Annotated in this window: 26 protein-coding genes; 5 read left to right on the forward strand and 21 right to left on the reverse strand. The window is 56.3% G+C overall.

Translation table 11 applies throughout. From position 1 onward, the window contains the following. Window positions 1-111: 111 nt before the first annotated feature. Window positions 112-1476, forward strand: a complete 1365-nt coding sequence (gene xseA / locus A3GO_RS0113745) for an exodeoxyribonuclease VII large subunit (protein WP_029133879.1) — start codon at window positions 112-114, stop codon at window positions 1474-1476. Window positions 1477-1725: 249 nt separating this feature from the next. Further along, a complete protein-coding gene (locus A3GO_RS0113750) occupies window positions 1726-2961 on the forward strand; it encodes a multidrug effflux MFS transporter (RefSeq protein WP_029133880.1) in 1236 nt (411 codons plus the stop codon). Between the two features lie 70 nt (window positions 2962-3031). Here A3GO_RS0113750 and der read toward each other — a convergent pair whose 3' ends face one another. From der to relA, 9 genes are all read right to left on the reverse strand, one after another. After that, window positions 3032-4420: a ribosome biogenesis GTPase Der gene (der, locus tag A3GO_RS0113755; protein WP_029133881.1), complete on the reverse strand. Its 1389-nt coding sequence runs from the start codon at window positions 4418-4420 to the stop codon at window positions 3032-3034. 24 nt (window positions 4421-4444) lie between these two features. After that, complete coding sequence (bamB, locus tag A3GO_RS0113760) at window positions 4445-5611, reverse strand: outer membrane protein assembly factor BamB (protein WP_029133882.1); 1167 nt, start codon at window positions 5609-5611, stop codon at window positions 4445-4447. A gap of 15 nt (window positions 5612-5626) precedes the next feature. Further along, complete coding sequence (locus tag A3GO_RS0113765) at window positions 5627-6253, reverse strand: YfgM family protein (RefSeq protein WP_029133883.1); 627 nt, start codon at window positions 6251-6253, stop codon at window positions 5627-5629. A gap of 69 nt (window positions 6254-6322) precedes the next feature. Beyond that, entirely contained in the window at window positions 6323-7591 is a 1269-nt protein-coding gene (gene hisS / locus A3GO_RS0113770) for a histidine--tRNA ligase (RefSeq protein ID WP_029133884.1), read from the reverse strand. A 198-nt stretch (window positions 7592-7789) separates the two neighbouring features. Then, window positions 7790-8824 (reverse strand): RodZ domain-containing protein, encoded by a 1035-nt coding sequence (locus tag A3GO_RS0113775; protein WP_029133885.1) that lies wholly within the window; start codon window positions 8822-8824, stop codon window positions 7790-7792. Then, the gene (gene pilW, locus A3GO_RS23930) at window positions 8824-9618 is read right to left on the reverse strand and encodes a type IV pilus biogenesis/stability protein PilW (protein ID WP_245621741.1); all 795 of its coding nucleotides are present in this window, start codon (window positions 9616-9618) and stop codon (window positions 8824-8826) included. Before pilW ends, A3GO_RS0113775 begins: the two co-directional genes overlap by 1 nt. Before the next feature lie 2 nt (window positions 9619-9620). Then, window positions 9621-10703, reverse strand: a complete 1083-nt coding sequence (gene rlmN, locus A3GO_RS0113785) for a dual-specificity RNA methyltransferase RlmN (protein WP_029133886.1) — start codon at window positions 10701-10703, stop codon at window positions 9621-9623. A gap of 113 nt (window positions 10704-10816) precedes the next feature. Then, window positions 10817-11245, reverse strand: a complete 429-nt coding sequence (gene ndk, locus A3GO_RS0113790; protein WP_029133887.1) for a nucleoside-diphosphate kinase — start codon at window positions 11243-11245, stop codon at window positions 10817-10819. Window positions 11246-11527: 282 nt separating this feature from the next. Continuing rightward, entirely contained in the window at window positions 11528-13750 is a 2223-nt protein-coding gene (gene relA, locus A3GO_RS0113795) for a GTP diphosphokinase (protein ID WP_029133888.1), read from the reverse strand. A gap of 455 nt (window positions 13751-14205) precedes the next feature. Between relA and A3GO_RS0113805 the strand changes: the two genes are divergently transcribed. Further along, window positions 14206-14478 carry a hypothetical protein gene (locus A3GO_RS0113805; RefSeq protein ID WP_029133890.1) on the forward strand — a complete coding sequence of 91 codons (273 nt, stop codon included), beginning with the start codon at window positions 14206-14208 and terminating at the stop codon, window positions 14476-14478. Here A3GO_RS0113805 and A3GO_RS0113810 read toward each other — a convergent pair. From A3GO_RS0113810 to A3GO_RS0113860, 11 genes are all read right to left on the reverse strand, one after another. Beyond that, window positions 14462-15700, reverse strand: a complete 1239-nt coding sequence (locus A3GO_RS0113810) for a DUF1015 domain-containing protein (RefSeq protein WP_029133891.1) — start codon at window positions 15698-15700, stop codon at window positions 14462-14464. The genes A3GO_RS0113805 and A3GO_RS0113810 overlap by 17 nt on opposite strands. Window positions 15701-15995: 295 nt before the next feature. After that, on the reverse strand, window positions 15996-16190 hold the full coding sequence (gene iscX, locus A3GO_RS0113815) for a Fe-S cluster assembly protein IscX (RefSeq protein ID WP_435685358.1): 195 nt from the start codon (window positions 16188-16190) through the stop codon (window positions 15996-15998). A gap of 17 nt (window positions 16191-16207) precedes the next feature. Continuing rightward, the gene (fdx, locus tag A3GO_RS0113820; RefSeq protein WP_029133893.1) at window positions 16208-16546 is read right to left on the reverse strand and encodes an ISC system 2Fe-2S type ferredoxin; all 339 of its coding nucleotides are present in this window, start codon (window positions 16544-16546) and stop codon (window positions 16208-16210) included. 21 nt (window positions 16547-16567) lie between these two features. Further along, window positions 16568-18439, reverse strand: a complete 1872-nt coding sequence (gene hscA / locus A3GO_RS0113825; protein ID WP_029133894.1) for a Fe-S protein assembly chaperone HscA — start codon at window positions 18437-18439, stop codon at window positions 16568-16570. Window positions 18440-18454: 15 nt separating this feature from the next. Next, window positions 18455-19000, reverse strand: a complete 546-nt coding sequence (gene hscB, locus A3GO_RS0113830; protein WP_029133895.1) for a co-chaperone HscB — start codon at window positions 18998-19000, stop codon at window positions 18455-18457. A 59-nt stretch (window positions 19001-19059) separates the two neighbouring features. Next, the gene (gene iscA, locus A3GO_RS0113835) at window positions 19060-19383 is read right to left on the reverse strand and encodes an iron-sulfur cluster assembly protein IscA (RefSeq protein WP_029133896.1); all 324 of its coding nucleotides are present in this window, start codon (window positions 19381-19383) and stop codon (window positions 19060-19062) included. 73 nt (window positions 19384-19456) lie between these two features. Continuing rightward, window positions 19457-19843: a Fe-S cluster assembly scaffold IscU gene (gene iscU / locus A3GO_RS0113840; RefSeq protein ID WP_029133897.1), complete on the reverse strand. Its 387-nt coding sequence runs from the start codon at window positions 19841-19843 to the stop codon at window positions 19457-19459. 101 nt (window positions 19844-19944) lie between these two features. After that, window positions 19945-21159: an IscS subfamily cysteine desulfurase gene (locus A3GO_RS0113845; protein WP_029133898.1), complete on the reverse strand. Its 1215-nt coding sequence runs from the start codon at window positions 21157-21159 to the stop codon at window positions 19945-19947. A gap of 29 nt (window positions 21160-21188) precedes the next feature. Then, a complete protein-coding gene (gene iscR, locus A3GO_RS23935; RefSeq protein ID WP_051302321.1) occupies window positions 21189-21707 on the reverse strand; it encodes a Fe-S cluster assembly transcriptional regulator IscR in 519 nt (172 codons plus the stop codon). Window positions 21708-21767: 60 nt separating this feature from the next. Continuing rightward, entirely contained in the window at window positions 21768-22595 is an 828-nt protein-coding gene (gene cysE / locus A3GO_RS0113855; RefSeq protein WP_029133899.1) for a serine O-acetyltransferase, read from the reverse strand. Between the two features lie 122 nt (window positions 22596-22717). Then, window positions 22718-23443: an RNA methyltransferase gene (locus tag A3GO_RS0113860; protein WP_029133900.1), complete on the reverse strand. Its 726-nt coding sequence runs from the start codon at window positions 23441-23443 to the stop codon at window positions 22718-22720. A gap of 127 nt (window positions 23444-23570) precedes the next feature. Here A3GO_RS0113860 and A3GO_RS0113865 point away from each other — a divergent pair, with 127 nt between their 5' ends. Both A3GO_RS0113865 and A3GO_RS0113870 read left to right on the forward strand, forming a co-directional pair. After that, on the forward strand, window positions 23571-24368 hold the full coding sequence (locus A3GO_RS0113865) for an inositol monophosphatase family protein (RefSeq protein ID WP_029133901.1): 798 nt from the start codon (window positions 23571-23573) through the stop codon (window positions 24366-24368). Between the two features lie 155 nt (window positions 24369-24523). After that, window positions 24524-24766, forward strand: a complete 243-nt coding sequence (locus A3GO_RS0113870) for a hypothetical protein (protein ID WP_029133902.1) — start codon at window positions 24524-24526, stop codon at window positions 24764-24766. An 83-nt stretch (window positions 24767-24849) separates the two neighbouring features. Here the strand turns inward: A3GO_RS0113870 and secF are convergent, their stop codons facing one another. After that, entirely contained in the window at window positions 24850-25788 is a 939-nt protein-coding gene (gene secF / locus A3GO_RS0113875; RefSeq protein ID WP_029133903.1) for a protein translocase subunit SecF, read from the reverse strand. Window positions 25789-25798 lie beyond the last annotated feature (10 nt).

The following is a 25798-nucleotide window of genomic DNA, read 5'->3' on the forward strand; positions in this document are numbered from 1 at the left end:
CCAAGTGAAAGGTTTTCAGTAAACCGGGTATTATAAAATCTTGGCTAATCAAGGTAAACTCGAATTAGCATTTATTTATAGACGATATCGACTCAAAGCGGCCGTTTTTTTATGTCTTCCAGTGATTCAGAAGTAAACTTCCAGCGGGACATCTACAGCGTGTCGCGCCTCAACAGCGAAGTCCGGAGCGTGCTGGAAGGCAGCTTTCCGCTGCTCTGGGTAGCAGGAGAGATCTCCAACCTGGCCCGCCCCGCATCGGGTCATATCTATTTCACCCTCAAGGACCCCCAGGCCCAGGTACGCTGCGCCATGTTTCGTATGAAACGGCAGCTGTTGCGCTTTCAGCCGGAAAACGGTCTCAAGGTGCTGATCCGAGCCCGCGTCGGTTTGTACGAGGGGCGCGGCGAATTCCAACTGGTGGCGGAACATATGGAGCCGGCCGGCGAAGGCAATCTGCAGCAGGCCTTCGATGCGCTGAAGCTCAAGCTGCAGCAGGAAGGCCTGTTTGACAGCACACACAAAAAACCCCTGCCCCTGCTGCCAAAACGAATCGGCATCATCACCTCTCCCAGTGGCGCTGCCGTGCGCGACGTGCTAAGCGTGTTGCAAAGACGTCTGCCCGCCGTGCCGGTGCTGATCTACCCGGTGGTGGTACAGGGGGAGGAGGCCCCCCGCTCGATACTCAACGCCCTGCGACTGGCAGAGCAACGACAGGACTGCGATCTGCTGATACTGACCCGGGGCGGCGGGTCCCTGGAGGACCTGATGGCCTTTAACGACGAAGCGGTCGCACGCGCCATTCACGCCCTCACCATCCCCCTGATCTCGGCAGTGGGCCATGAGGTGGATTTTACCATTACCGATTTCGTCGCCGACCGGCGCGCGCCCACGCCCTCGGTAGCGGCGGAGCTGGCGACACCGGACAAACAGGAGATTCTGGACCGGCTCAACTCCCTGCAGCGCCGGATCAGCCTGGGGACGCTACGCCACCTCGCCAGCAACAGACAGACCCTGCAGGCCCTTGGCAAACGGCTTGAGCGGATGCACCCTGACATGCGGCTGCAGCAGCGGCAGCAATATCTGGACGAACTCGCAATGCGTCTGCTCCGCAGCATCCGAAGCCAAATGGAACAGGGAAAGGGAAGAACCGGCCTGCTGACAAGCCGGCTGCATGCAGTCATTCCGATCCATCGAATCAACCAGCAGCGGGAGCTATTCAATGGCCTGAAGCGCCGCCTCCTGCTCGCAGTGGATTCCAGGCTGCGTATAAAGCGCCAGGGACTGGGGCTGGCCATCGGAAAACTCGACACCCTGAGCCCCCTCGCCACCCTGCATCGCGGCTACTCCATTACCCGACTGCTGCCGGAACGAAACGTGCTGCGGGATACCAGTCAGGCCAAGACTGGTGACAAACTGGAAACCCGGGTGAGTAACGGATCGGTCATCTCGACCGTGGAAACCACCGTGCCGTTGTAGGAGTGGCTTTACGGATTTTAGCCTTTGCCGCGAATTAGCTGAACAGCAATAGGTGGATGCGCCTGCCGGCTTATCCGCCCTCCCTCGACGCCTTGACGACACCCCGGGTTTAACCATGACCAGGTTTGTCGTAAAAACCGGAAAACCGAAAACTTTTTTCGTCCCAAGCCATATCCCACAACAGAAAAAAGTTTATTTGTTTCAAGTGAAACTATTGCACTGCAAAGTAAAACAGGGTAAGAATGTCGCATGATCTCACCCAAGTCTCTCCTTGCCACCGGCATCATTGCATCCCTTGTGGCAATCGGCCCGCTCTCCACCGACATGTATCTACCGGCCTTTCCGGCACTGATGCAGAGCTTCGATGCCGACATCAACCAGGTCCAGCATACCCTGAGCATTTTTCTGATCGGCTTCGCCCTGGCCCAGCTGATCTACGGCCCCCTGTCCGACCGCTTCGGCAGAAAACCAGTCCTGATGGCGGGCTTGCTGTTGTTTCTGTTGAGCAGCCTGGCAATTGTCTTTGCCGAATCCATCGCCACCCTCTCCTCCCTGCGGCTGCTGCAGGCGATCGGCGGCAGCGCCGGACCTGTATTGGGACGCGCCATGGTGCGGGATATTCATGGCCCGAGGGATTCCGCCCGACTGCTCTCCTATATCGGCACCGCGATGGCAGTGGCCCCTGCCGCCGCCCCTATTATTGGCGGCTACCTGACCGTCTGGTTTGGCTGGCAGTCAATCTTCCTGTTTCTCACCGCCTACGGCGTGGTTGGCGTGATGCTGCTGGGAATGCGCATTCCCGAGACCGCCCCGCCGGGCAGTCACCACATCATGACCATCGGCAATCTGTTGAAAAATTACGGCATTCTGCTGAAGCATCCAACTTGGCGCTGGTACACCCTGACCTGTAGCTTTGTATTCGCCGGGCTGTTCTCATTTTTATCTGGCTCATCTTTTGTCATTATCGATTTTCTTGGCTTCAAAGAGGAGCAGTTCGGCCTTTTCTTCGCCCTGGTGGTGGGCGGGTTCATGATCGGCACTCTGATCGGGGGACGGTTGGCCCGCAGTGTCGGCATCAAACGACTCCTGGGTTACGGCTCAGTCGTTGCGGCAACCGGCGGCGTCAGCATGTTGGCATTCGCCCTGGCCGAGGTACATCACGTGGCCGTAATTGTACTGCCGCAGATGATCTATATGATCGGTGTGGGCATCGTCATGCCGCAATCCATGGCGGGGGCACTGGCCCCTTTTCCACACATGGCCGGTACGGCCTCCGCATTACTCGGCTTTATCCAGATGTCGGTCGCTGCCGGCGTCGGCGTTATGGTCGGGCACTATCATGATGGTTCGCCGCTTTCCATGTCACTCTCCATCGCCCTGATGGGGATTTTCACCCTGATCAGCTTCCTGCGACTCCGCCGCATTGATCATGAGGAAGAGGATGATAATGAAGATGGCGGGGTGGAGCCGTCCGGCATCCTGTAAGCATCCGCGTGGGCACAAAAGGTGTGCCCTACGAATCTGCGCGCCTCTCAGCAGGAAACAGTGACGGGAGTTATTTGCGCTTGCTGAAGGACTTGAGCCGTTGACGCTTCTGTACCTGACGCTGGGTCAGCTTGTTCTTGCGATCCTTGAACGGGTTGTCCCCGGATTTGAACTCGATGCGAATCGGGGTGCCGGTCAGTTTCAGGACATCGCGGAAGCGATTGATCAGATAACGTTTATAAGTGGTCGGCACCGCATCGGTCTGATTACCGTGAATCACGATAATCGGTGGATTCTGACCGCCCTGATGCGCGTAACGCAGCTTGATCCGTCGGCCATGCACCATCGGCGGCTGATGCTCCTGAACGGTCCATTCGAGGATGCGGGTCAGCTCTGGCGTGGCCAGTTTGCGGGTGGCGTTGGCATAGGCTGAATCCAGCGCCTGATAGAGCTTGCCGACGCCTGAACCATGCAGCGCGGAGATAAAGCGCTTGGCGGCAAAATCGAGAAACGGCAACTTGCGGTCGATGTCCGCCTTGATCTGTTCCCGCTGGTCAGGTTGCAGACCGTCCCATTTATTGATCACCACCACGAGGGCGCGGCCACTCTCCAGAATATGTCCCGCCAGGGTCGCGTCCTGCTCGCCGACGCCTTGATGGGCATCCAGCACCAGCATCACCACATTGGCCTGTTCGATCGCCTGCAGCGTCTTGATGACACTGAACTTTTCGATCATCTCATTGACCCGGGCGCGGCGCCGCACGCCCGCCGTATCGATCAGGGTATAGGGTTTGTCGTCATGGCTGTAGGTGATGAAAACGCTGTCCCTCGTGGTGCCCGGCTGATCAAAAGCAACCACACGCTCCTCACCCAGCATCCGGTTCACCAAGGTAGACTTACCCACATTGGGACGGCCAACCACCGCAATCAGCGTGCCCTTTTCCTTCTCCTCGGCAACTCCGTCCGGTTCGGGAAAGGCGTCCAGCAAGTCATTGATCAGGGAGCGCACACCGCGTCCATGAGCGGCGGAAATAGGCAGCGGATCGCCCAGTCCAAGGGAAAAAAAGTCGGCGCCGGCCATATCCCCATCCAGACTTTCGCTCTTGTTCACCACCGCGCTAACCGGTTTCCCGGTACGCCTGAGCTGAACCGCGATAGCGGTGTCAGCAGGCGTGCATCCGGCACGGGCATCCAACAGGAATAGGATATGATCGGCCTCGGCAATGGCCGCCTGTACCTGCTGTTCCATCAACTGGTCGACGCCACTCGCTTCGCCACTTAATCCTCCAGTGTCCACGACGACATAGGGGCGGTCACCCAGTTTGCCGACCCCGTACTGGCGATCACGCGTTAGTCCCGGTTGATCTGCCACCAGGGCATCACGACTTCGAGTCAGACGATTAAACAGGGTGGACTTACCCACATTGGGCCGGCCCACCAAGGCAATTACGGGCAGCATGCTTGGCACATTTACACTCGGAGATCAGAGATCGGAAGTTGTGATAGCAGCCATCTCACCACCATCAGCATAGATATAGACAATGCCATCGATGACCAAAGGCTGCGTGGAGATAGCGGATTTGGCAACCCGCAGACGGCCCTCCAGACGGCCATCCACACGCGACAAAAAGTGCAGATAACCTTCAAAATCCCCCACCAGAATACGCTCGCCCAACACCACAGGGGCAGTCAGTTTGCGATATTGCAGTTTCTTGTTCTTCCAGAGCGCGGAACCGTTACCGGGATCTACCGACAACACATGATCAGCATCATCAGAGACGTAGATCTGGGCATAATCTGCCCCCATGCCAGCATAGGAGGAGAGCTTGCGCCGCCACAGCACGACCCCCGTTTGCAGTGATACAGCCGCCATCTCTCCCTGGTAGGTGACCGCGTATACCACATCACCGACCACCAGCGGATCACCATCGATATCCACCATACGCTCCAACTCGGAGCGGCCGCTTGGAGCCGATACCGTAATCTCCCATAGAAGTTCACCACTCAGCAGATTGAGCATCACCAATTTGCCGCTGGCAAAACCGCCGATCACACTATTGCCCACAATTACCGGTGAACTGCTGCCGTGCAGGGTCAACACGGGGATGGAGCGGTCATAGATCCACTTCTGGTTGCCGGTCAGGGCGTCCAGACCAAACAGCTTGCCGTCAATGGTATGCACCACCACCACACCCTGACCGGTCTTCGGTACCGACAGCACTTCGCTACTGACCCGGGCGCGCCATTTTTCACCGCCGGCGGTCTGGTCCAATGCGACCACCTCACCGTTACTGGTACCGAACAGCACCAACCCCTCTCCCGCACCCGGTCCACCGGATATCTCCAGATCGGTATCCACCGACCAGAGTGCTCGCCCGGTGGCGGCATCAAGCGCCCGCACCTCGCCGCTTCGACTGGCGGCATAGACCCGGTCGCCATCCACAAACGGCACCAGCTTGACCCGCTGTTCATCCGCGCCGTCACGAATCGATGTTGACCAGAGGATTCGGGCTGGAACTGACTCGGTCATTTCCACCAGTTCGGCCGGCGGTTCGGAATTGTCCTCGTTGGTAAACCAGTCCACCGGGTTCATCGACCCGCAGCCGCTTAACAGCAGGGCAAGCAGGGAAATCGACAGATAGCGAGTCATCGGCAATCCTCGGTACTATTCGGCCGCAGCCAGATCATCAAACTTCATCTGTACCAGGGCGCTGTTGCTCACCTGGTACTCCAGCGCTTCCTTATAGGCTTGCCGTGCAGCTAGCCGATCGCCTTTTTTCAGGGCTATATCGCCTCGCAATTCGGCAATATCCCCTTTGAAATTATCTGACGGGGCCTGCGCGATCAAGCTCGACGCTTGATCCGCATCCCCCTGATCCAGCAGCAGGCGAGCCAGTCGTAAACGGGCAATCTGCTGCAGTGACTGATCATCGGCTTTGGCCATCACCCATTGCAGTTGCTCCTTTGCCCCTTCAACATCGCCCTGCTGAAATTTCACCTTGGCCAGGTTCAGTGCGGCAAACACCGCATAGGGGCTTTGCTCATACTGGGCAATCACAGCTTCAGCCTGGGTAACCGCCGTCGCCGAACCAGCAGCTACACTCTCCGTCAGCCGCTCAAACTGCTGCGAAGCCTGCTCCGCGACCTGTTGCTGATGTTGAGTCCAGTATTGCCAGCCGAACACGCCACCCAGGCCGATAACAATACCCGCGACAACAGATTTCCCGTTCTCTTTCCACCAGTTTTTCAGCGCTTCAACCTGTTCATCTTCCGACAGATTCACATCAACCATTTCGTCCTTCCTCTTCGCCGATAACGGCTAAACAATTCGTTACCAAAAACCGTCCGGTCCCCGGCACAGTCAGATTTGTCCTTGCAGATAGTTCGCCAGACTGTTCAGCGCCACCCGTTCCTGTTCGCGCTCTTCACGCAGATACTTAACACCGATAACGCCCTGCTCAAGCTCATCCTCGCCCAGCACCAGCGCAAAACGCGCACCGCTGCGATCGGCTTTTTTGAACTGGCTCTTGAAGCTGCCGCCGCCGCAATGACTCATCAGGCGCAGTCCCGGTACTTCCCGACGCAACCGGTCAGCCAGCAGCACACCTTGCTTTTGCGGGCTATCCCCAACCAGCACCAGATAGGCATCCAGGGTCTGCAGTTGCAGGGGTGTTTCCCGCTCTTCCAGCAGCACAATAAGCCGCTCCACCCCCATGGCGAAACCGACCGCCGGCGTCGGTTTGCCACCCAGCTGTTCCACCAGACCATCGTAGCGGCCGCCGGCACAAACGGTTCCCTGGGCTCCCAGTCGATCGGTCACCCACTCGAATACCGTGCGGGCATAGTAGTCAAGCCCGCGCACCAGACGGGTGTTCACCACATAAGAGACACCGGCCCCTTCCAGCCCGGCACAGAGCGTCTCAAAGTGGCTCTTCGATTCATCCCCCAGATAATCCATCAGTGAAGGGGCTCCGGCAATCAGTTCACGCATCTCCGGATTCTTGGAGTCCAGAATCCGCAGTGGGTTGCTACCAAGGCGACGCAGGCTGTCTTCATCCAGCTGCGCTTTATGTTCGGAGAGATAGGCCACCAGTTGCTCACGATAGACGGAACGTTCATCGGGAGTCCCCAGCGTATTGATCTGCAATACCAGACCCTCCAGGCCGAGACACTCCCAGAACCGCCGGGTCAACAGGATCATCTCGATATCGATATCCGGTCCGTCGAGTCCATAGGCCTCGGCGCCGATCTGATAGAACTGGCGATAGCGACCCTTCTGAGGACGCTCGTGCCGAAACATCGGCCCGTAATACCAGATTCGCTGCACCTGGTTATGAAACAGTCCATTCTCAATACCCGCCCGTACACAGCTGGCGGTACACTCCGGCCGCAGCGTCAGGCTGTCGCCATTGCGGTCCTCGAAAGTATACATCTCCTTCTCGACGATATCGGTCACCTCGCCGATGGAACGCTTGAACAGGTCGGTCATCTCCACCACAGGCGTGCGCAGCTCCCGATAACCGTAACTGTCCAGCACCGCTCGCACCTGCTGTTCCAGGAAATGCCAAACGGGTGACTGGTCCGGCAGGATATCGTGCATGCCACGAATGGCTTGTATATTTTTGGCCATTACTCTCGTTCTGTACTCTTGCTTAACTTTTTCTGATTTTCCATCTAACTCAGTATGATCGCCGGATTAAGTTGCGCTAATCCGACCTACCGGGCGAAATGCTAGGCTGTAGGTTGCGTTAGCCGAAGGCGTAACCCGGCAAGCAGATTTAGCTGACAAATTTTATCTGTTTTTATGCCACCTGCGCGCACCCTTCTGTCATTCAGGCTGAAGGGTAAACTTGGCGACATTGCCGCGGATGTGGGGCGTCAGATCGAAGGCGGCGCCGTCAACCAGAATAGTCACCGCAGAAGCGTTACCGAATACCATTTTATAAGGCGCTTTACCTGCAAGCACGAGGCTGTCGCCCCCCGCCTTATTGCCGATCACTCTATAACTGCCCGTGGCATCCTTGATATCAGTCCAGCAGGCATCAGAAAATCTGACCTGTATCGCCCCAGAAGCCTGGACCTGGGCGGGTTCCGCCATGATTACCCCGGTTGCCGGCGCTACTTCCGTCGCACTGTTCGGCAATGCGCTATCCATCGACCCGGCGACAGCGCCCTCCACCGACCGCGGAGCCTCAGCGCCGCTCACTAACGGGCCAGCGGCGCCTTCCTGTGGCGTCATGTCCACCGGGCTTGGGGACTCATCCACACCAGACCCGGCCGGCTCGACAACTGGTGCATCCAGTATTTCCGGCTTATCAATCAGCGCCGGCAGGGTCATTTTGCCGTCATCGTCAACCGGTAGGTTATCCGACGCAGCTGGCGGGGTTTCCGCCTGCTGTTCTGCCGCCGGATTGCCGGCTTCAAGGCCCAGGTTGAGCGGCCATTGCAGATACCCGCGCCACCAGGTCACCACCAGGGCAATGATAGCGATGACGATCAGCCAGGTGGTCAGTCGAATAATGGTATGACTGCTGCGCACTTCATGCTTGATCTGGGCGGCCTTCAGATTCATGGCCTCTTCATCTGCCGGCCTGTATTGATGGAAAGCCTCCAGTATGGAGGCCACAGGAATATCCAACAGGCGGGCATAGTTGCGCAGATAGCCCTGCACAAATACGGCACTGGGCAATTTGCTGAAATCATCCGCTTCCAGCGCCTCCAGCATCGAGACGTTCAGGTGCAACAGACTGGCCACCCGGTTGATATCCATATCCTTTGCAATGCGGATTTCCCGCAGCTGTTTTCCAGGGCCCTGGATAACCGGTGGTTCAAGCGCCTCTTCGTTATGATCGGCGTCATTCATTAGTGTTCGGAATTCCTCAAGAGCTGCACCTCCCGGGAGTCAGGGAAGTTATTTTTTAACATCAGCGAATAACTGGACACGGCATTCTGATCGCCCAGGAGCCGCTCATTCTGGATACCCAGCCACAGTGATGCCGGTGTTGGCCTGGCCTTTTCCAGATAACGCTGCAGATAGGCACGGGAGGAGAGATTTTCTCCGGCCTGAAAACTGATTTGGGCCATCTGGATCAATGCCAGTGAAAATTCGGGGTTAAAAGTCAGGGCCCGGCGAAGGTAGTTCTCCGCTTTTTGCAGATCATTGTCGCGTGCCGAACAGATACCAGCATTGGTCAGCGCCACCTCGGGCGTCCTGTAGAGCGGATTTTCCAGCGCCTTCAAAAAATATTTATCGGCTTCTGCATAACGCTGTTGCTGACAGAGAAATGAAGCGTAGGCATTCAACACATAGGAGTTTTTGGACTCTATTTTCAGACTGCGAAGAAAATGCTTTTCGGCCAGGTCACGCTCACCCAACCGGTCATACAGCAGGGCAATAACGTTGTGGCCTTCCGCATTCGCGGGCTCAACGGACAGCGCCTGCTTGGCCTTCTTCAGGGCCACATCAAGATGGCCTTCCCGCATATAGGCAATAGCCAGCTTTACATAGACATCGCCCGCACCGGTTTGGCTGTCCTGCCCGAACTGGCCAGTATTATCCACCATATCAGGCGAAGTGCCGCCCGGTCGCACAGCCCCCTGCTGACAACCCACAAGGAAAAGCAGTGTGAACAATCCCAGAACAGAGACCTGGCTCACTTTCAACGTACAACTCCTCCTGAATGTTTCAATTCACGCCGACTGCGATCCTTCACCCGCCCAACCAGCTGCCCGCAGGCCGCATCAATATCCTCGCCCCGGGTCTTGCGGGTCGTGGTGACTATACCAGCCCGGACCAGCCGCTGACGAAACGCGTCGATCCGTTCTGGTGGGGAGCAGTGGTAACCGGTTCCCGGAAACGGATTGAATGGAATAAGATTGATTTTTGACGGTGTCCCTTCAAGCAACCGAATCAGCTGTTTGGCCTGTTTGTCACTATCGTTGATACCATCCAACATGACATATTCCCAAGTTACCTTGCGCCGCTTGTCGCCCCGGAGATAGTCCCGGCACGCGGGGATCAGCTGTTCCAGGGGATACTTGCGATTGATCGGCACCAACTGATCGCGCAGCTCGTTGGTCGGAGCATGGAGTGAAACCGCCAGACTCACCTCGGACAACTCCGTGAGCTGTTTAAGTGCAGGTACAATCCCCGAAGTACTGATAGTAACCCGGTATTTCGACAGCATATAAGCCAGGTCGTCCTGCATGATATTGGTCGCCGTTACCACCGGATCAAAGTTGGCCAGCGGCTCGCCCATCCCCATTAACACCACGTTAGTGAGAGATTTACCCAACTCCCGCTCGGCCACCCACACCTGACCGATAATCTCCGCCGCCGTGAGGTTACGGTTGAATCCCTGCTGCGCCGTGGAACAGAAACTGCAGTCCAGCGCACAACCGACCTGGGATGAGATACAGAGCGTGCTGCGATTGGGTTCCGGAATAAAAACCGATTCGATCCGGTTGTCGCAGTCCAGTTCGATGACCCACTTGTGGGTGCCATCCAGTGCCGGCTGATCAAATATGATCTCCGGGACCCTGACCTCCGCCACCTGCTTGAGCTGTTCACGCAGTTTTTTCGACAGGTCCGTCATGGCATCGAAATCGGTGACGCCGTGCTTATGAATCCATTTGAGCACATTGCGGCCGTTAAAGGCCTTGGCACCCAGACCTTCAAAAAAGGACTCCATGCCCTTGCGGTCAAAATCCAGCAGATTGACTTTCTGTTCAGCGCTCTGCATTACCCTGCCACTCCACACAGTATTTGAAAGGTGTTTTCGCTGCCCTGCGAACAGAGACGCACGCGGCAATCAACGCCATGGCGAAGGTAATGCAGATTGATCAAGGTTCGACCTCAACGCAGCCTTTCGCAGACACCTTCGGGAAAGAAGAAGGCGATCTCCACAGCGGCAGTTTCCGGTGCGTCCGAGCCGTGAACGGCATTCTCATCCACCGTCTCGGCAAAGTCGGCCCGGATGGTGCCCGGCGCTGCGTCTTTCGGGTTGGTGGCACCCATTACTTCTCGGTTCTTGGCAATGGCATTTTCACCCTCCAGTACCTGTACCATCACCGGGCCGGAGGTCATGAAATCGATCAGGTCATTGTAGAAGGGACGCTCTTTATGCACGGCATAAAACTCGCCGGCCTGTTCACGGGTCAGCTGCAACATCTTCGAGGCAACAATCTTGAGGCCTGCTTCTTCAAAGCGGCTATAGATTTTTCCAATAATGTTCTTCGCCACCGCATCCGGCTTCACAATTGAGAATGTACGCTCGATCGCCATCAAAAACTCCAATAATTTCAAACAATAAAAAAACAATGCCCAGCCGACAGGCTACGCAGGAAACGTCAATTCAGTCCTCTGAAATAACCGCATGCCAATCTGCGGATGGCACTTGCCCGGAGGAATCGCACCTTTTCGCCAAATGCGCCTTAGAGGATCTGTTTTCTATTTACAAAACCAACGCTTAGTTTACCTTGCGGTGGGGGAAACAGGCAATTTATCATTCCGCCAAATCTGTTTACTGATAGGCCAGCTCGTCCCTCCTCCACCCATCCGCAACTCCTACACGTCTCGTCTGACCGTCAGCACATCGGGCAACTGGGCGATCTTCTCCAGCAGGCGGCTCAGTTGACGCATATTGGTAATCTCGACGGTAAAGCGCATATTGGCCCGATCCATCTTGCGGTCCGACTGGGTATTGACCCCGAGCACATCCACCTCTTCATTGGTGAGGATGGCCGATATATCCCGCAACAGCCCCTTCCGGTCGGTTGCAGTGATCTTGATATCGACCTGATATGAGCCGGTGGCGCCCTCACCCGCCCAGGCCACATCGATCAGTCGCTCGCGCTCCTCATCATCCAGATGGGTAACCATGCCACAGTCACTTCGATGCACCGTGACACCGCGTCCCCGGGTGATAAAACCGACAATCTCATCATTGGGCACCGGCTTGCAGCAGCGCGCAATATGGGTCATGAGATCCTCCACACCCTCGACAACCACCTCACCCCGCCCGGCTTTCTCAGACCGTCCCGGTTTTGGATGGGGTAACTGCTCGACATGGGAGGGCTTCTGCGCCGGCATTTCATGAGCCACTCCCATTCCCGCCACCTGGATCGGCGAAACATCACCCCGGCCGATGGCTGCCAACAGGTCATCACTCTTCTTGAAATTAAACCGCCTGACCGCAACAGCCAGATCCGGTTTCGCGACGCCCAGCCGATTAATTTCACGCTCCAGACTGATCTTCCCGGCATGCAGATGCTGTTCGTAATCCTGCTGCTTGAACCATTGCCGAACCCGATTGCGCGCCCGACTGGTCTTCAGATATCCGAGATGAGGACTGAGCCAATCCCGGCTGGGACCACCCTCTTTAACGGTTAAAATCTCCACCAGCTGGCCACTTTCAAGCGGTCGGGTGAGCGGCCGGATCTTGCCATCGATCTTGGCGCCACGACAGCGATGCCCCACGTCAGAGTGTATGGCGTAAGCGAAATCCACAGCAGTGGCGCCCTTGGGCAGCTCCACCACCTTGCCCTGCGGCGTAAGCACGTAGACTTGCCGGGATTCAAACTCGCTCTTCAGATTATCGACAAAATCCTCTGAACCGGCCGGATCATCCTTGACCTCAATCCAGTTACGCATCAGGGAGATACGTCGCTCAAACTCGGCATCACCCTTGCTGCCACCCTCTTTGTAACGCCAATGGGCGGCCACGCCGAGTTCTGCATGTTCATGCATATCGTGGGTGCGGATCTGGATTTCCAGGGTCTTGTCTTCCGGCCCGATCACCGCCGTATGGATCGAACGGTACATATTGGCCTTGGGGGTGGCGATATAGTCATCGAACTCACCCGGAATGTGCCGCCACAACCCGTGCACCACGCCAATAGCGGCATAACAGTCAGCCACGCTATCCACCAGCACCCGGACCGCCCGCAGATCAAAAATCTGCTCGAAGGGAACCGACTTCCGCTTCATCTTTTTCCAGATGCTATAGATATGCTTGGGGCGTCCGGTTATCTCGGCGTCGATTTGCAGCTCGGCGAATTTTGCCTGCAGGATATCGACCACATCCTCAATATAATCTTCCCTGTCAGCACGCCGTCCATCCAGTTTTTTGGCAATGTCCATGTAGGTATCCGGCTCCAGGTAGCGGAGACAGAGGTCCTCCAGCTCCCATTTGATCTGCCAGATACCGAGTCGGTTGGCGAGGGGGGCGTAAATCTGCTGGGTTTCGCGCGCTTCCTTGACCCGCATTGCCTCGGGCAGGGATTTCAGGATGCGCATGATATGCAGCCGTTCTGCCAGCACGATCAGGACCACCCGGATGTCATCGGCGATGCTGAGCAGCATACGGCGCAGATTTTCGGTATGCACCACCTCCTTGTCGTGCTGACTGGCCGCGCGGTCCCGGGAGACGAAGCCGATCCGCGCCATGTCATTCACCATGCGCGCAACACTCTTGCCGAACTGCTTTTCCAGCCGGGACAGGTTAACCTGATCGCCCGGCAACACATCGTGTAAAATGGCAGCCGCCAAGGTCTCCCAGTCCAGATCCATCTCGGCCAAAATCTCTGCGACGGCAAGGGCATGACGCAGGGTCGTTTCCCCCGTAACCTCGACACCCTCGCGATGAATTTCAAACGCGAGATCACACGCCTCGTGCAACTTCTCCATCTCTGCCGCACTGCGCTTGACGGCCAGACCTGCCAGCCAGACACGAATATCCCGCTCATCCAGACCATCATTCTCAGGAAGGTTGGTTGTGATGCTAACCATCTGAAGTCCTTATGGAAATTTCAATCCAAGCATTACCGAACCAAAACAGGATTCAGTGCCCTAGGAGCCTGCCGGAGTTAACACTGATCTACTGCGGAAAAGCCGGATTTGGCCATATTCTCCGATCCTCCTCGTTGAATAGGTCCACTATTCCATCCTTAGGTCCGTAAACGGTGCACCCTGCACCACTCCTCGCCTCGAAAGATCAAAAATCTGCCTCAAATCGGCTTTCCCTCGCCACGATCGGTCAAGCCCAACAAACTCCTAGCAACTTTTATAGTTGTTTTCGTATTTAATAATGGACGCCAATCCAGGATATTCCCAGCCCACAGGGGAATAATACCATTCAGATCAGCGGCACCATTTTCCTGATAAATCAGCCGCGCATTATTCAGGAAAACGCACGCAATGCCAAACCATGCCCCTGAGTCTAGCCAAGACAGGAGGGTTACCATATGAACGAGATCAATAAAAATGGTTCACCGGAACCGAGGATAAACCTTATCCTGATCTCCACCCCAGGCACTGCCAACTTTCGGATCAAATATGAGGATAGAAGGCATTTTCCGATGAAGCATCCCCCCCGCCGTTACTACCCTGCACTTGAGGTAATGGCAACGGCAGAAGAATATGAAGGGCATGGAGAAGATTCGCTTCCGTATATGACCACCCCTGAGCAGCGGAATCACTCTTTCGGGAATCCAGGAGTCGTTAAAGCAGATGACTGACCAGCCCATCGGCCAGTTTTGGCTCAAACCAGGTGGATTTGGGCGGCATGATCTGGCCTGCGTCTGCCACCGCCATCAGGGCATTCATGGTCGTCGGATAGAGTGCGAAGGCTACCGCCCATTCACCACTGTCCACTCGCTGCTCCAGGGCCTTCAGCCCCCTGATACCACCCACAAAGTCTATCCTGCTGTCGGTGCGCTGATCAGTGATCCCGAGCACTGGATCCAGCAATTCATTAGCCAATAGACTCACATCCAGACTCGCCACCGGATCCAATGATGGAATGCGCGCATCCGCAAGCACCAGTTGATACCAGGCGCCATCCAGATACATGCCGAAATGACCGGTCTGCTCCGGTTTAACCGGCTGGTCTGCCACTTCAACCTGAAAGCGATCACGCACGGCCTGCAGAAATTGCGGCGCGCTCATGCCGTTCAGATCCCTGACAATACGGTTGTAATCCAGGATGCGGGTCTGTTTATGGGGAAAGATGACTGACAGAAAATAGTTATACGGCTCTTCACCTGTATGTTGGGGATTTGCCGATTTGCACTCAGCCGCTACACGGGACGCTGCGGCTGAGCGGTGATGCCCATCGGCCACATAGAGGGCAGGTAACTCATCAAACAGCAGGGTCAGAGCGGTAATCCGGGTCTTATCCGACAGCACCCATATCTGATGGCGCACCGAATCAGCCGCCGTTATATCCACCGCCGGATCACCCTCGGCGGCACTGCTGAGCAGTTCATCAATGCGGTCGTCACTCGGATAGACCAGAAACACCGGGCCAGTCTGTGTATTCAGCGCCGATATCTGCTTGACGCGATCCTGCTCCTTGGCGGGACGGGTCAGCTCGTGCCGCTTGATCCTTCCGTTGTCATAGGCATCGACAGAGGCAGCCGCCACTACGCCCAGCTGGGTATGGGCACCCATGGTGAGCCGATAAACGTAATAACAGTCACTGCTGTCCTGGATCAGCACGCCCTCGCTGCGCATGGCAGCGAGATTTTCCGCCGCCTTGGAATAGACTTCAGGTGAGTAAGGGTCAACAGAGACGGGAAGGTCAACTTCCGGACGGGAGATATGCAGAAAACTCCAGGGTCTGCCTTCGACCATCTCCCTGGCCTCCAGGTCGCTCATCACATCATAGGGCGGAGCGGCAACTTCCTCCGCACGGCCGGTAGCAGGCCTCAGCCCGGGAAACGCTCTGATCAGCGACATAACTGTCCTCGAAGGATATGCTTGGGAACGGCAGACTTATTCAGCCCGCATTGTTCCAAAGCGTTCACCCGCTGTCCAGACAGAGATGCTTATCGCGATATTAACCGTTGTTTCGGTGTGGGAAATCCCGCCGCGAGAGTAAATCGGTTTGCCTGATCTGCTGCCATAACCAAACCAGTGCAGATATGTGATGGAGTTGTAGCGGGCACAGCCCGCGCTGGAAGGTCGCCTGGTCGGGATGGATGCGCAGCACCCGATCAGTGTGGTCGCCGTCCCGAAAGCAGGATCAAGGGCGTTATTCCCGCTCTTCAATCCAGGCCATCTGAATGGCCTCCAGAATCCGCTCGCCGGTATGTTTCGGGTCATCATCAAAATCCGGCAGCGCCGTGACCCACTTATTCAGGTCGACGAAGTTGACATGATTGGGATCGACATCCGGATACGTCTCATCCAGTTCAATCGCGATGTTGAGAGAATCCGTCCATTTCAAACCCATAGTCTGCCCCCTCAGTGAGTTTCTGAAACCATATTAATAGTGTATTTGGGTATTTCGATCACCAGGTCCTCATCGCCGACCAGCGCCTGACAGCTGAGTCGGGATTCCGGCTCCAAACCCCACGCCTTGTCCAGCATATCCTCTTCCACCTCATCGGCCTCTCCCAGGGAATCAAGCCCCTCCCGGATGATCACGTGGCAAGTCGTGCAGGCACAGGATTTTTCGCAGGCGTGCTCAATCTCTATGCCATTTTGATTGGCGGCATCGCAAATGGAGATACCGGGTTCCACCTCGATCACCGCCCCCTCCGGGCAGATCTCTTCGTGTGGAAGAAAAATTAGTTGAGTCATGATCAATCCTACTGGCTTCTGCTATTCAAAATCATCAACGCTGTGGCCGGACATGGCCTTGCGCACACTAGCGTTCATGCGCCGTTCGACATAAAACTCGCAGGATTTTTCCAGCGCGTCCACTGCCGATTTGATGGCCGCATGATCTCCATTGCGGGTAATTTCAGCAAGAGTCCGCAGCGCTGATTCCACACTGCTTCGTTCATCCGCATTCAGCAACGCATCGCCATCGTCCTCGAGTGCGGCGGTCAATGCCTCAATAACACGTTCGGCTTCTACCTGCTGCTCGCGCAGCTTGCGCGCCTCCATATCCTCTTGAGCATGGTCAATGGATTCACGCAGCATGGACTCGATCTCGCCATCGGTCAATCCATAGGAGGGCTTCACCTCGACACTCGCCCTGACCCCGCTGCTCTGCTCTTGTGCTTCCACACTCAGCAGGCCGTCGGCATCTACCGAGAAAGTTACCCGGATACGCGCCGCGCCGGCCACCATCGGCGGTATCCCGCGCAATTCGAAGCGCGCCAGCGAACGATTGTCGACAACCAGTTCTCGCTCTCCCTGCAGCACATGCACGGCCATGGCCGTCTGTCCGTCTTTGAAGGTAGTGAACTCCTGGGCCCGGGCCACCGGAATGGTGGTGTTCCTCGGGATGAGCTTCTCGACCAGCCCGCCCATGGTCTCGATCCCGAGCGAGAGCGGATTGACATCCAGCAGCAACATCTCGTTATCCGATTTATTGCCTACCAAAATATCCGCCTGGATAGCGGCACCAATCGCCACCACGCGATCCGGATCGATATCCACCAGCGGCTCGGTACGGAAAAACTCACCCACCAGTTCCCGCACCCTGGGGACCCGGGTGGAGCCCCCGACCATCACCACGTCCTCGATATCCTCCGGTGTCAGGCCGGCATCACGCAGCGCGCGGCGACAGGGCGCCAGGGTCTTGCGAATCAGGGGATCGACCAATATATTGAAATGTTCGCGGCTCAGCTCACCCTGCCAGGAGGCGCCGTCCGCCAGGACCACTGATATCGCCGTACTGTCCGATTCGGTGAGCGCCTCTTTTGCCTGGCAAGCCACCTGCATCAATTGCCGCAACGTGGAGCGGTCCGCATCCCGATCAATATCAGCCTGGGACATAATCCACTCGGCAATCGCATGATCCAGATCATCACCACCGAGCGCGGAGTCACCACCCGTCGACAGGACTTCGAACACACCCTTGTTGAGGCGCAGGATTGAGATATCAAAAGTACCACCACCCAGATCATAAATGGCGTGCACGCCGTCCGATCCAGTATCCAGGCCATAGGCGACTGCCGCCGCCGTGGGTTCATTCAGGAGCCGCAATACCTTTAGGCCGGCAATCGTCGCCGCATCCTTGGTGGCCTGTCGTTGGGCATCATCAAAATAGGCCGGGACGGTGATCACAATCCCCTCCAGCTCTCCACCCAACGAGCTTTCCGCGCGCCTTACCAGGGACTTGAGAATTTCCGAGGAGACTTCGACCGAACTGACATCCCCCCGTGCGGTGTGGATGCGGGGAACGGCAGCATCACCGTCCTGGAACTGGTAAGGCAGCTGGTTACCGAGGGATTTGATATCCGCAAGACCACGACCGATCAACCGTTTGACGGAGATGATGGTGTTCAACGGGTCCTTGGCCGCCATCTCCTTGGCCTGCCGGCCCACCTCGATACCGTTTTCCGTATAACGCACGACAGAGGGCAGCAGGTGCTCTCCGTCATCGTTCGGCAGGGTAACCGCCTTGCCACTGCGTACGGCAGCAACCAGGGAGTTGGTGGTTCCGAGATCTATCCCCACCGCCAGCCGGTGCTGATGCGGCGCGGCGGACTGCCCGGGTTCAGAAAGTTGTAATAAGGCCATAATCGGGGCGGCTCATCATAGGGCGTCATCCAGCTCGGCTTCGAGGGATTCGGCATCAAAACGAAGTTTCTTCAGAAATTGCATCTTGCGCAGATTTTCTCTGGCCGCTTCAAGCTGCTCCGGCGTCGCCGCTTCAAACTGGATAGCCATCTGAGCGATCAGGGCATTGATCCGTTGATTGACGTCAGCCATAAAGGCAGCAATCACCTGATACGGGTCCGGTTGGTCTCGCGCCTCCTCCAGCGCCTCCCGAAGTTCCATCTGCTCCATCAGAAAGGCGGCATCCCGGGTGGTCTCCTGGCCATGCTCCATATCGATACCATGCAGGCTGAGGAGATAGCGGGCACGCAGGATGGGATCTTTTAGTGTCTCGTAGGCCTCATTGATGCGAACAGACCCCTGCATCGAAAGTCGGCGTTCCTGTTCAGTTGAATTGGCAAACCGGTCTGGATGTACTGCCTTCTGTAACTCACGGTAATGAGTCGAAAGATGATCAGTGTCTACAATATAATCCACCGGCAAGCCAAACAACTCAAAGTAGTTCTTTGAGAAATCCAGCATCGCTTTTTATTAACAGTTATAGGGTGATTGGAACTCAGCGTTGACTCTGGAAAACCCGATCAGACATTGAAGCTTTCGCCACAACCACAAGCATCCTTGACGTTAGGGTTATTGAACTTAAACCCCTCGTTGAGCCCCTCTTTGGTATAGTCCAGTTCCGTGCCGTCCAGATAGAGCAGGCTCTTCGGGTCAACCAGCACCTTGACCCCATGCTGCTCAAAAATCTGGTCGTCCGCCTCGCTATCGTCGGCGAACTCCAGCACATAGGCCATGCCGGAACAGCCGGAGGTGCGGACACCGAGCCTGATACCCAGACCGGACCCCCGGTTATCCAGAAAATTACGAACATGCCTGGCGGCCGCTTCAGTTATGGTAATGGTCATATCGTCTCGCTCCGGGTTCCCTTTCGGCATCCCGATCTACAACAACTATAGAGGCAATATAATGCCTTAATGGCTATCCTTTTGCATTCTTGGTTGCATAATCCTGCACCGCGGCCTTAATGGCATCCTCCGCCAACACCGAGCAGTGGACCTTGACCGGCGGCAATGCCAGCTCTTCGGCAATCTGGGTGTTTTTGATCTGCTGGGCCTCTTCCAGGGTTTTACCCTTCACCCATTCGGTCAATAGACTGCTGGATGCGATGGCCGAACCACAACCATAGGTCTTGAATTTGGCATCTTCAATCACGCCCTGATCATTGACCTGAATCTGTAACCGCATCACGTCACCACACGCGGGCGCTCCGACCATCCCGGTACCGACATTCTTGGCATCCTTATCCATCACGCCTACATTGCGGGGATTCTCATAATGGTCCAAGACCTTCTCACTGTATGACATACTCGATTCTCCAAATTCAGTGACCGGCCTGCTATATGCCGGTGACACGCGTAAACTGCAAATAGATTGACCCTGTTACTTCATCAGACAGTGGCGCAGGCTTAATGTGCCGCCCACTGTACCGAATTAAGATCAATCCCTTCCTTGAACATATCCCACAAAGGTGAAAGCTCACGCAGGCGGTTGACCTGCTGACTAATCAGTTCGATGACATGATCGACCTCTTCCTCGGTGGTAAAACGACCGATGGTGAAGCGGATGGAACTGTGCGCCAGTTCGTCCTGTCGACCTATCGCGCGCAACACGTAACTGGGCTCAAGACTCGCCGAGGTACATGCCGAGCCGGATGAAACAGCGAAGTCCTTCAATGCCATGATCAGGGATTCACCCTCGACGTAGGCAAAACTGATATTCAGATTACCCGCCACCCGATGCTCCAGGTCACCATTGAGATAGATCTCATCCATCGCCCTCATGCCGTTCCAGAGGCGGTCACGCAACTGCATGATGCGTTCATTATCCTGCGCCATCTCCGCCTTGGCGATACGAAAGGCCTCGCCCATACCGACAATCTGGTGCGTCGCCAGGGTACCGGAACGCATACCGCGCTCATGGCCGCCGCCGTGCATCTGGGCTTCCAGGCGAACCCGCGGTTTACGCCGTACATAAAGTGCGCCGATCCCTTTGGGACCATAGATCTTGTGCGCGGAGAGTGACAGCAAGTCTACCTTCATACGCTCCATATCCAGCGGGATCTTGCCGGCGCTCTGCGCGGCGTCCACATGGAAAAGAATCTTGCGCGCGCGGGTCAGTTCGCCGATAGCCTCGATATCCTGAATCACGCCGATCTCATTGTTCACATGCATGATCGAAACCAGGATGGTGTCATCGCGCATAGCCGCTTCAAGCTTGCCCAGATCAATCAATCCATCCGGCTCCGGATCCAGATAGGTCACTTCGAACCCTTCACGCTCCAGTTGGCGACAGGTATCGAGAACCGCCTTGTGCTCGGTCTTGCTGGTGATGATGTGCTTGCCCTGTTTCTGGTAGAAATGCGCAGCGCCCTTGATTGCCAGGTTATCGGACTCGGTGGCACCCGATGTCCAGACGATCTCCTTTGGATTGGCATTCAACAGTGCGGCCACATCACTTCTGGCCTGCTCTACCGCATCATCCGCATCCCAACCGAACTTATGGGATCGGGAGGCCGGATTTCCGAACATGCCATCCGGGGTCAGATACTGGCACATCTTCTCAGCAACCCGGGGATCAACAGGCGTGGTCGCCGAATAGTCCATGTAAATGGGTAATTTCATCATCACTCCAAAAAGTTATTCGGTAAATATCAGGCTCGGACGCCTGTACCCACCGCAGTAGCTGCAAATTTCACATCCGCCGACACGGCGGCTTTTTCAGCGGTCCGCCTCAACTCTTCGTCCTGGCGCTGGGCAACCTTCTTAACCCCGCGCCGCTCCATCAGGTCGTTCAGGCTGATCCGGTTAAGATAGTCGTATATCTGGTCACTGAGGTCATGCCAGAGATCATGGGTCAGACAGCGTTCATTGTCCTGGCAGTTGTGACTACCGCCACAGCGTGTAGTGTCGACCTTCTCGTCCACTGCCGTGATGACCGAGGCAATGAAGATCTCATTCGCCTCTTTGCCCAGCACGTAACCACCACCGGGACCCCTGACACTGGCCACCAGCAGTTTTTTACGCAAACGGGAGAACAGCTGCTCCAGATATGAAAGGGAAATACCCTGTCGCTCGGCGATATCCGCCAGGGTAATCGGTCCCTGCCCCTGGTGGAAAGCCAGATCCAGCATGGCGGTTACGGCATAACGTCCTTTTGTGGTTAACCTCACAGCAGATACTCCTGAAATATTTGATGCTGCTAATATATAATACCTGACTGAATCGGTCAACTATTCAGGAGCGCTATTTTCCTTAACCTGACTTGAAGAAATCGAGTCTGCAGCTCGTTGTATTTTAAGAAGTTCTTCGGCCGTAGAGGCAATCTCACATGAATCTATTTCAGGTATATCGAGGTCAGGCTGCTCCTCACTGACTCGCCTGATAATCCGACACATGGTCTGCATGCGTTGATCCATGACATGGATGTGATCAAGCATGCAATTAATGGCATGGGCGACCGGGTCCGGGGCATCACTGGTGGCGCCATAGGCATCAAAACCCATCTTCTCAGCCGTCGCCGAGCGCCTGGACGCCGTCGCTGCAGATGAAGCCTCAATCAGTCGTCCGGGCACACCGACCACCGTGGTTCCCGGCGGCACAGCCTTGAGGACTACCGCGTTCGATCCAATCCTGGCGCCGTCGCCGATTTCGATCGGACCCAGCACCTTGGCACCGGCACCCACAACAACATTCTTACCCAGGGTCGGATGGCGCTTGCCCTTCTGCCAACTGGTGCCGCCGAGGGTTACACCGTGATACAGGGTACAGTCGTCGCCGATCACCGCCGTCTCACCGATCACCACCCCCATGCCGTGATCGATAAAGAAGCGCCGACCGATAGTCGCCCCCGGATGAATCTCGATTCCGGTGACCCAACGGGCAAAGGTGGAGATCAGACGGGCAATCCAGCAGAGGCCGATATTCCACAACCAATGGGTGAGCCGGTGGATCAGCAGGGCGTGCAGACCGGGATAGGTGGTCAGCACCTCAAAGGCATTGCGGGCCGCCGGATCGCGTTCAAATACACTGGCGATATCTTCTTTGAGACGATTGAACATTCAGGGGATTCCATTAACTCCAGCACAACATTGGAAAACAGCTATTCCTGACTATTCTACTCGATTATTTTGCCAACTGACCAGCGCCCGAGGCATGGGCGCCACAGTCGAAGCCGTGCTTGCTAACGGCGCATCGATTTGCGACCTTGTGCCGCACTCAGGATGCCCCGCAGGATATTAACCTCTTCCGGATCGGGGCGCGCCCGCAAAAACAGACGGCGAAGTCGCCGCTGCAGCTTCTCCGATTGCCGGGGATTACTGAAGCCGATATCCTGCATCGCTTGATGCAGATGCTGAAAAAAGCCCTCCATCGCATCCACCGTCGCCACCGCGGAAAGATCTGCCTCATCACTCTGCCTATCCGCCAGGGACTGAATATAAACCTCATAGGCAATAACCTGCAGCGCCTGAGCGATATTCAGTGAGCTGTATTCCGGATTGGCCGGGATGTGCACCAGGTAGTGACAGCGATCCAGCTCACTGTTGCGCAGCCCCGAACTCTCCCGTCCGAACAGGATCGCCACCTCGCCCTGGGACGCCTCGGCCCACACCTGCTCGGCACAGGCCCGCGGCAATAACTGTGGCCACTCCACCGTCCGGAGGCGGGCACTCGCACCGACCACCAGCCGACACCCTTCAAGGGCCTGGTCCAGGGTTTCATATACCCGGCACTGTTCCAGAATACTGTCTGCCCCGGCCGCCCGGGCGGTCGCTTCTGCACTCGGATAGGCGCGTGGAGCAACCAGGCAGAGTTGCGTCAGGCACATGTTCTTCATCGCCCTGGCAGCGGCCCCGATATTGCCCGGATGGGTCGTCTCGATCAGTACAATTTTGATGTTCTTCAGCATAGCCGCAAAGCGTACATGATTCGGCACCATTTCTCAGCTGGATTAGAAACGCCGGCACCAAAGTTTCTTTTCGGGAAAGTTGATTTTTCCTTTATTAGATGCGCCGCTTGATGTATCTTCCACGCCCATGCACCCGATGATGAATATTGCTGTCCGCGCCGCCCGTAGCGCCGGTAACATACTCCTCCGTTATTACGAGCGAACCGATACCCTGACGGTTACCCAGAAGGGTTTGAACGATTTTGTATCCGAGGTGGACCGCGCCTCCGAGCAGGCCATTATCGATACCCTGCGGGGCTCATACCCCAACCATGCCATTCTGGCGGAAGAGAGCGGCAGCAAGAGCGGCAATGAGTTCCAGTGGATCATCGATCCACTCGACGGCACCACCAACTATCTGCACGGATTCCCCCAGTTCTCCATCTCGATCGCCCTGAAACATAAGGGGGTCCTGGAACATGGACTGGTCTACGATCCGTTACGTGACGAGATGTTTACCGCCAGCCGTGGGGACGGTGCGCTGTTGAATGACCGGCGCATCCGCGTCACCAACAGAAAAAGCCTGGACGGGGCGCTGCTCGGCACCGGCTTCCCCTACCGTGATCAGTCCAATCTGGACGCCTACCTGGGCATGTTCCGGGCGTTGATCAAGGATACCGCCGGCATCCGCCGCCCGGGATCAGCGGCACTGGACCTGGCTTACGTAGCCACCGGTCGCCTGGATGGGTTCTGGGAACTGGGGCTGTCCGAGTGGGATTTCGCCGCCGGCGCCCTGTTGGTCAAAGAGGCCGGTGGTACTGTATCGGATATCAATGGCGGCGGCCGTTTTTTTGAAACCGGAAATATTATCGCTGGTGGTTTGCGGCTCCATTCAGCCATGTCGAGCGCGATACGCCCCCACCTCACCGATCGATTGCGCGGCTGATTCAGCTATCGCGACCGTTTACGCCCGACGAGCGATCGGGCATCAGCACCGGCACATTTCCCGATAGCGCGCTCAAGTTTCCCAGAACCGTACCGATAACCGGGTTACGTCAGTGAAGATGTCGTCTTCACTGGGAACCCTGGAGATCGGACCATATGAAGGACAATCCAGCCACAACCGCGACAATCAGCGACCGCGCACTTGAGTTGATCATGCGCGACGTACTGGATGGTCTGTTTGAACTCTCCCTGGAATCCTCGCTCTGCGCCGATATCGCTGATTTCGAAATCCTGGAGATCCGTCCAGCAATCAGCAGAAACCAGCATAGGCGCGTGGATAGCAGCAAAGCCGACGCGGAGATTATCGACTTTCCAAATCTCAAGCGCGCCTGCGGATAGCCTTTAGACCTTCACAAAAAAAAGCCCGACGGGTAAGCAGTCCGCCGGGCTTTTCTGTTCTCTGCCTATCTTTACTGCATGGATCAGGGTTCCGCATCCACCTCTGCGCCCTCTTTCACCACCGGCATCAGATCCGCCTTGCTGATACCCAGCATGAGGGCCGCGGTACTGGCAACATAGATAGAGGAGTAAGTGCCGACTACAATGCCGATGATCAGCGCAAAGGCGAAGCTGTGAATGATCTCTCCACCAAACACAAACAGGGCGGCCAATACCAGCAGCGTGGTCAGAGAGGTCATCAGTGTGCGCGACAAGGTCTGGTTCAGTGAGCTGTTAACAATCTCCACCGCACTGCCCTTGCGCATCTTGCGAAAATTCTCCCGGATACGATCAAACACCACAATCGTGTCGTTCAGCGAGTAACCAATCACCGCCAGCACCGCCGCCAGTACGGTCAGGTCAAACTCAATCTGAAAAATGGAAAAGACACCCAGGGTGATTAGCACATCGTGAATCAGGGCAATCACCGAGCCCAAAGCAAAACGGTATTCAAAACGCAGCGCCACGTAGACCAGAATACCCATAAGCGCATAGAGCATCGCCAGACCACCATCCTCGGTCAGCTCATCCCCTACCTGCGGCCCGACAAACTCGACCCGGCGCAGCGTCGTTTCACCTGCCCCCGCCTGCTTCAGCGCAGCGAAGGCGCGATCACTCAACTCGGCGCTTCCCAGTTCAGCCTGTGGAGGCAGACGCACCAGCACATCCCTGGAGGTACCGAAGTGCTGCACCACCGCATCACCAAAGCCGCCTTCACCAAGGACTTCGCGCACCTTGCCCAGCTCTACCGCCTCCTGATAACCAACCTCCACCAGGGTACCCCCGGTAAAGTCAATGCCGAGACTCAGTCCTCGCACCAACACGGAACCGATGGCGGTCAGCACCAGTAGAATTGAAAATATTGCAGCAAGCTTGCGCTTGCCCATGAAATCGATTTCGCTCTTTCTTTTGAAAATCTGCATCAGAGTCATC

Origin of the sequence: Sedimenticola selenatireducens DSM 17993, from assembly GCF_000428045.1 — a bacterium.
In the GTDB taxonomy this organism is placed as follows: Bacteria; Pseudomonadota; Gammaproteobacteria; order Chromatiales; family Chromatiaceae; genus Sedimenticola; species Sedimenticola selenatireducens.

Coding starts and splice junctions, on each gene's coding strand:
- hisS (WP_029133884.1), bottom strand. CDS start 7,591: ATGGCCAAAAATATACAAGCCATTCGTGGCATGCACGATATCCTGCCG.
- iscA (WP_029133896.1), bottom strand. CDS start 19,383: ATGACCATTACCATAACTGAAGCGGCCGCCAGGCATGTTCGTAATTTT.
- A3GO_RS0113865 (WP_029133901.1), top strand. CDS start 23,571: ATGCACCCGATGATGAATATTGCTGTCCGCGCCGCCCGTAGCGCCGGT.
- A3GO_RS0113805 (WP_029133890.1), top strand. CDS start 14,206: ATGAACGAGATCAATAAAAATGGTTCACCGGAACCGAGGATAAACCTT.
- fdx (WP_029133893.1), bottom strand. CDS start 16,546: ATGACTCAACTAATTTTTCTTCCACACGAAGAGATCTGCCCGGAGGGG.
- A3GO_RS0113750 (WP_029133880.1), top strand. CDS start 1,726: ATGATCTCACCCAAGTCTCTCCTTGCCACCGGCATCATTGCATCCCTT.
- xseA (WP_029133879.1), top strand. CDS start 112: ATGTCTTCCAGTGATTCAGAAGTAAACTTCCAGCGGGACATCTACAGC.
- A3GO_RS0113870 (WP_029133902.1), top strand. CDS start 24,524: ATGAAGGACAATCCAGCCACAACCGCGACAATCAGCGACCGCGCACTT.
- iscU (WP_029133897.1), bottom strand. CDS start 19,843: ATGTCATACAGTGAGAAGGTCTTGGACCATTATGAGAATCCCCGCAAT.
- A3GO_RS0113860 (WP_029133900.1), bottom strand. CDS start 23,443: ATGCTGAAGAACATCAAAATTGTACTGATCGAGACGACCCATCCGGGC.
- relA (WP_029133888.1), bottom strand. CDS start 13,750: ATGGTTAGCATCACAACCAACCTTCCTGAGAATGATGGTCTGGATGAG.
- der (WP_029133881.1), bottom strand. CDS start 4,420: ATGCTGCCCGTAATTGCCTTGGTGGGCCGGCCCAATGTGGGTAAGTCC.
- cysE (WP_029133899.1), bottom strand. CDS start 22,595: ATGTTCAATCGTCTCAAAGAAGATATCGCCAGTGTATTTGAACGCGAT.
- A3GO_RS0113775 (WP_029133885.1), bottom strand. CDS start 8,824: ATGAATGACGCCGATCATAACGAAGAGGCGCTTGAACCACCGGTTATC.
- A3GO_RS0113765 (WP_029133883.1), bottom strand. CDS start 6,253: ATGGTTGATGTGAATCTGTCGGAAGATGAACAGGTTGAAGCGCTGAAA.
- A3GO_RS0113810 (WP_029133891.1), bottom strand. CDS start 15,700: ATGTCGCTGATCAGAGCGTTTCCCGGGCTGAGGCCTGCTACCGGCCGT.
- hscB (WP_029133895.1), bottom strand. CDS start 19,000: ATGCTGGATTTCTCAAAGAACTACTTTGAGTTGTTTGGCTTGCCGGTG.
- ndk (WP_029133887.1), bottom strand. CDS start 11,245: ATGGCGATCGAGCGTACATTCTCAATTGTGAAGCCGGATGCGGTGGCG.
- A3GO_RS0113845 (WP_029133898.1), bottom strand. CDS start 21,159: ATGAAATTACCCATTTACATGGACTATTCGGCGACCACGCCTGTTGAT.
- rlmN (WP_029133886.1), bottom strand. CDS start 10,703: ATGCAGAGCGCTGAACAGAAAGTCAATCTGCTGGATTTTGACCGCAAG.
- bamB (WP_029133882.1), bottom strand. CDS start 5,611: ATGACTCGCTATCTGTCGATTTCCCTGCTTGCCCTGCTGTTAAGCGGC.
- secF (WP_029133903.1), bottom strand. CDS start 25,788: ATGCAGATTTTCAAAAGAAAGAGCGAAATCGATTTCATGGGCAAGCGC.
- hscA (WP_029133894.1), bottom strand. CDS start 18,439: ATGGCCTTATTACAACTTTCTGAACCCGGGCAGTCCGCCGCGCCGCAT.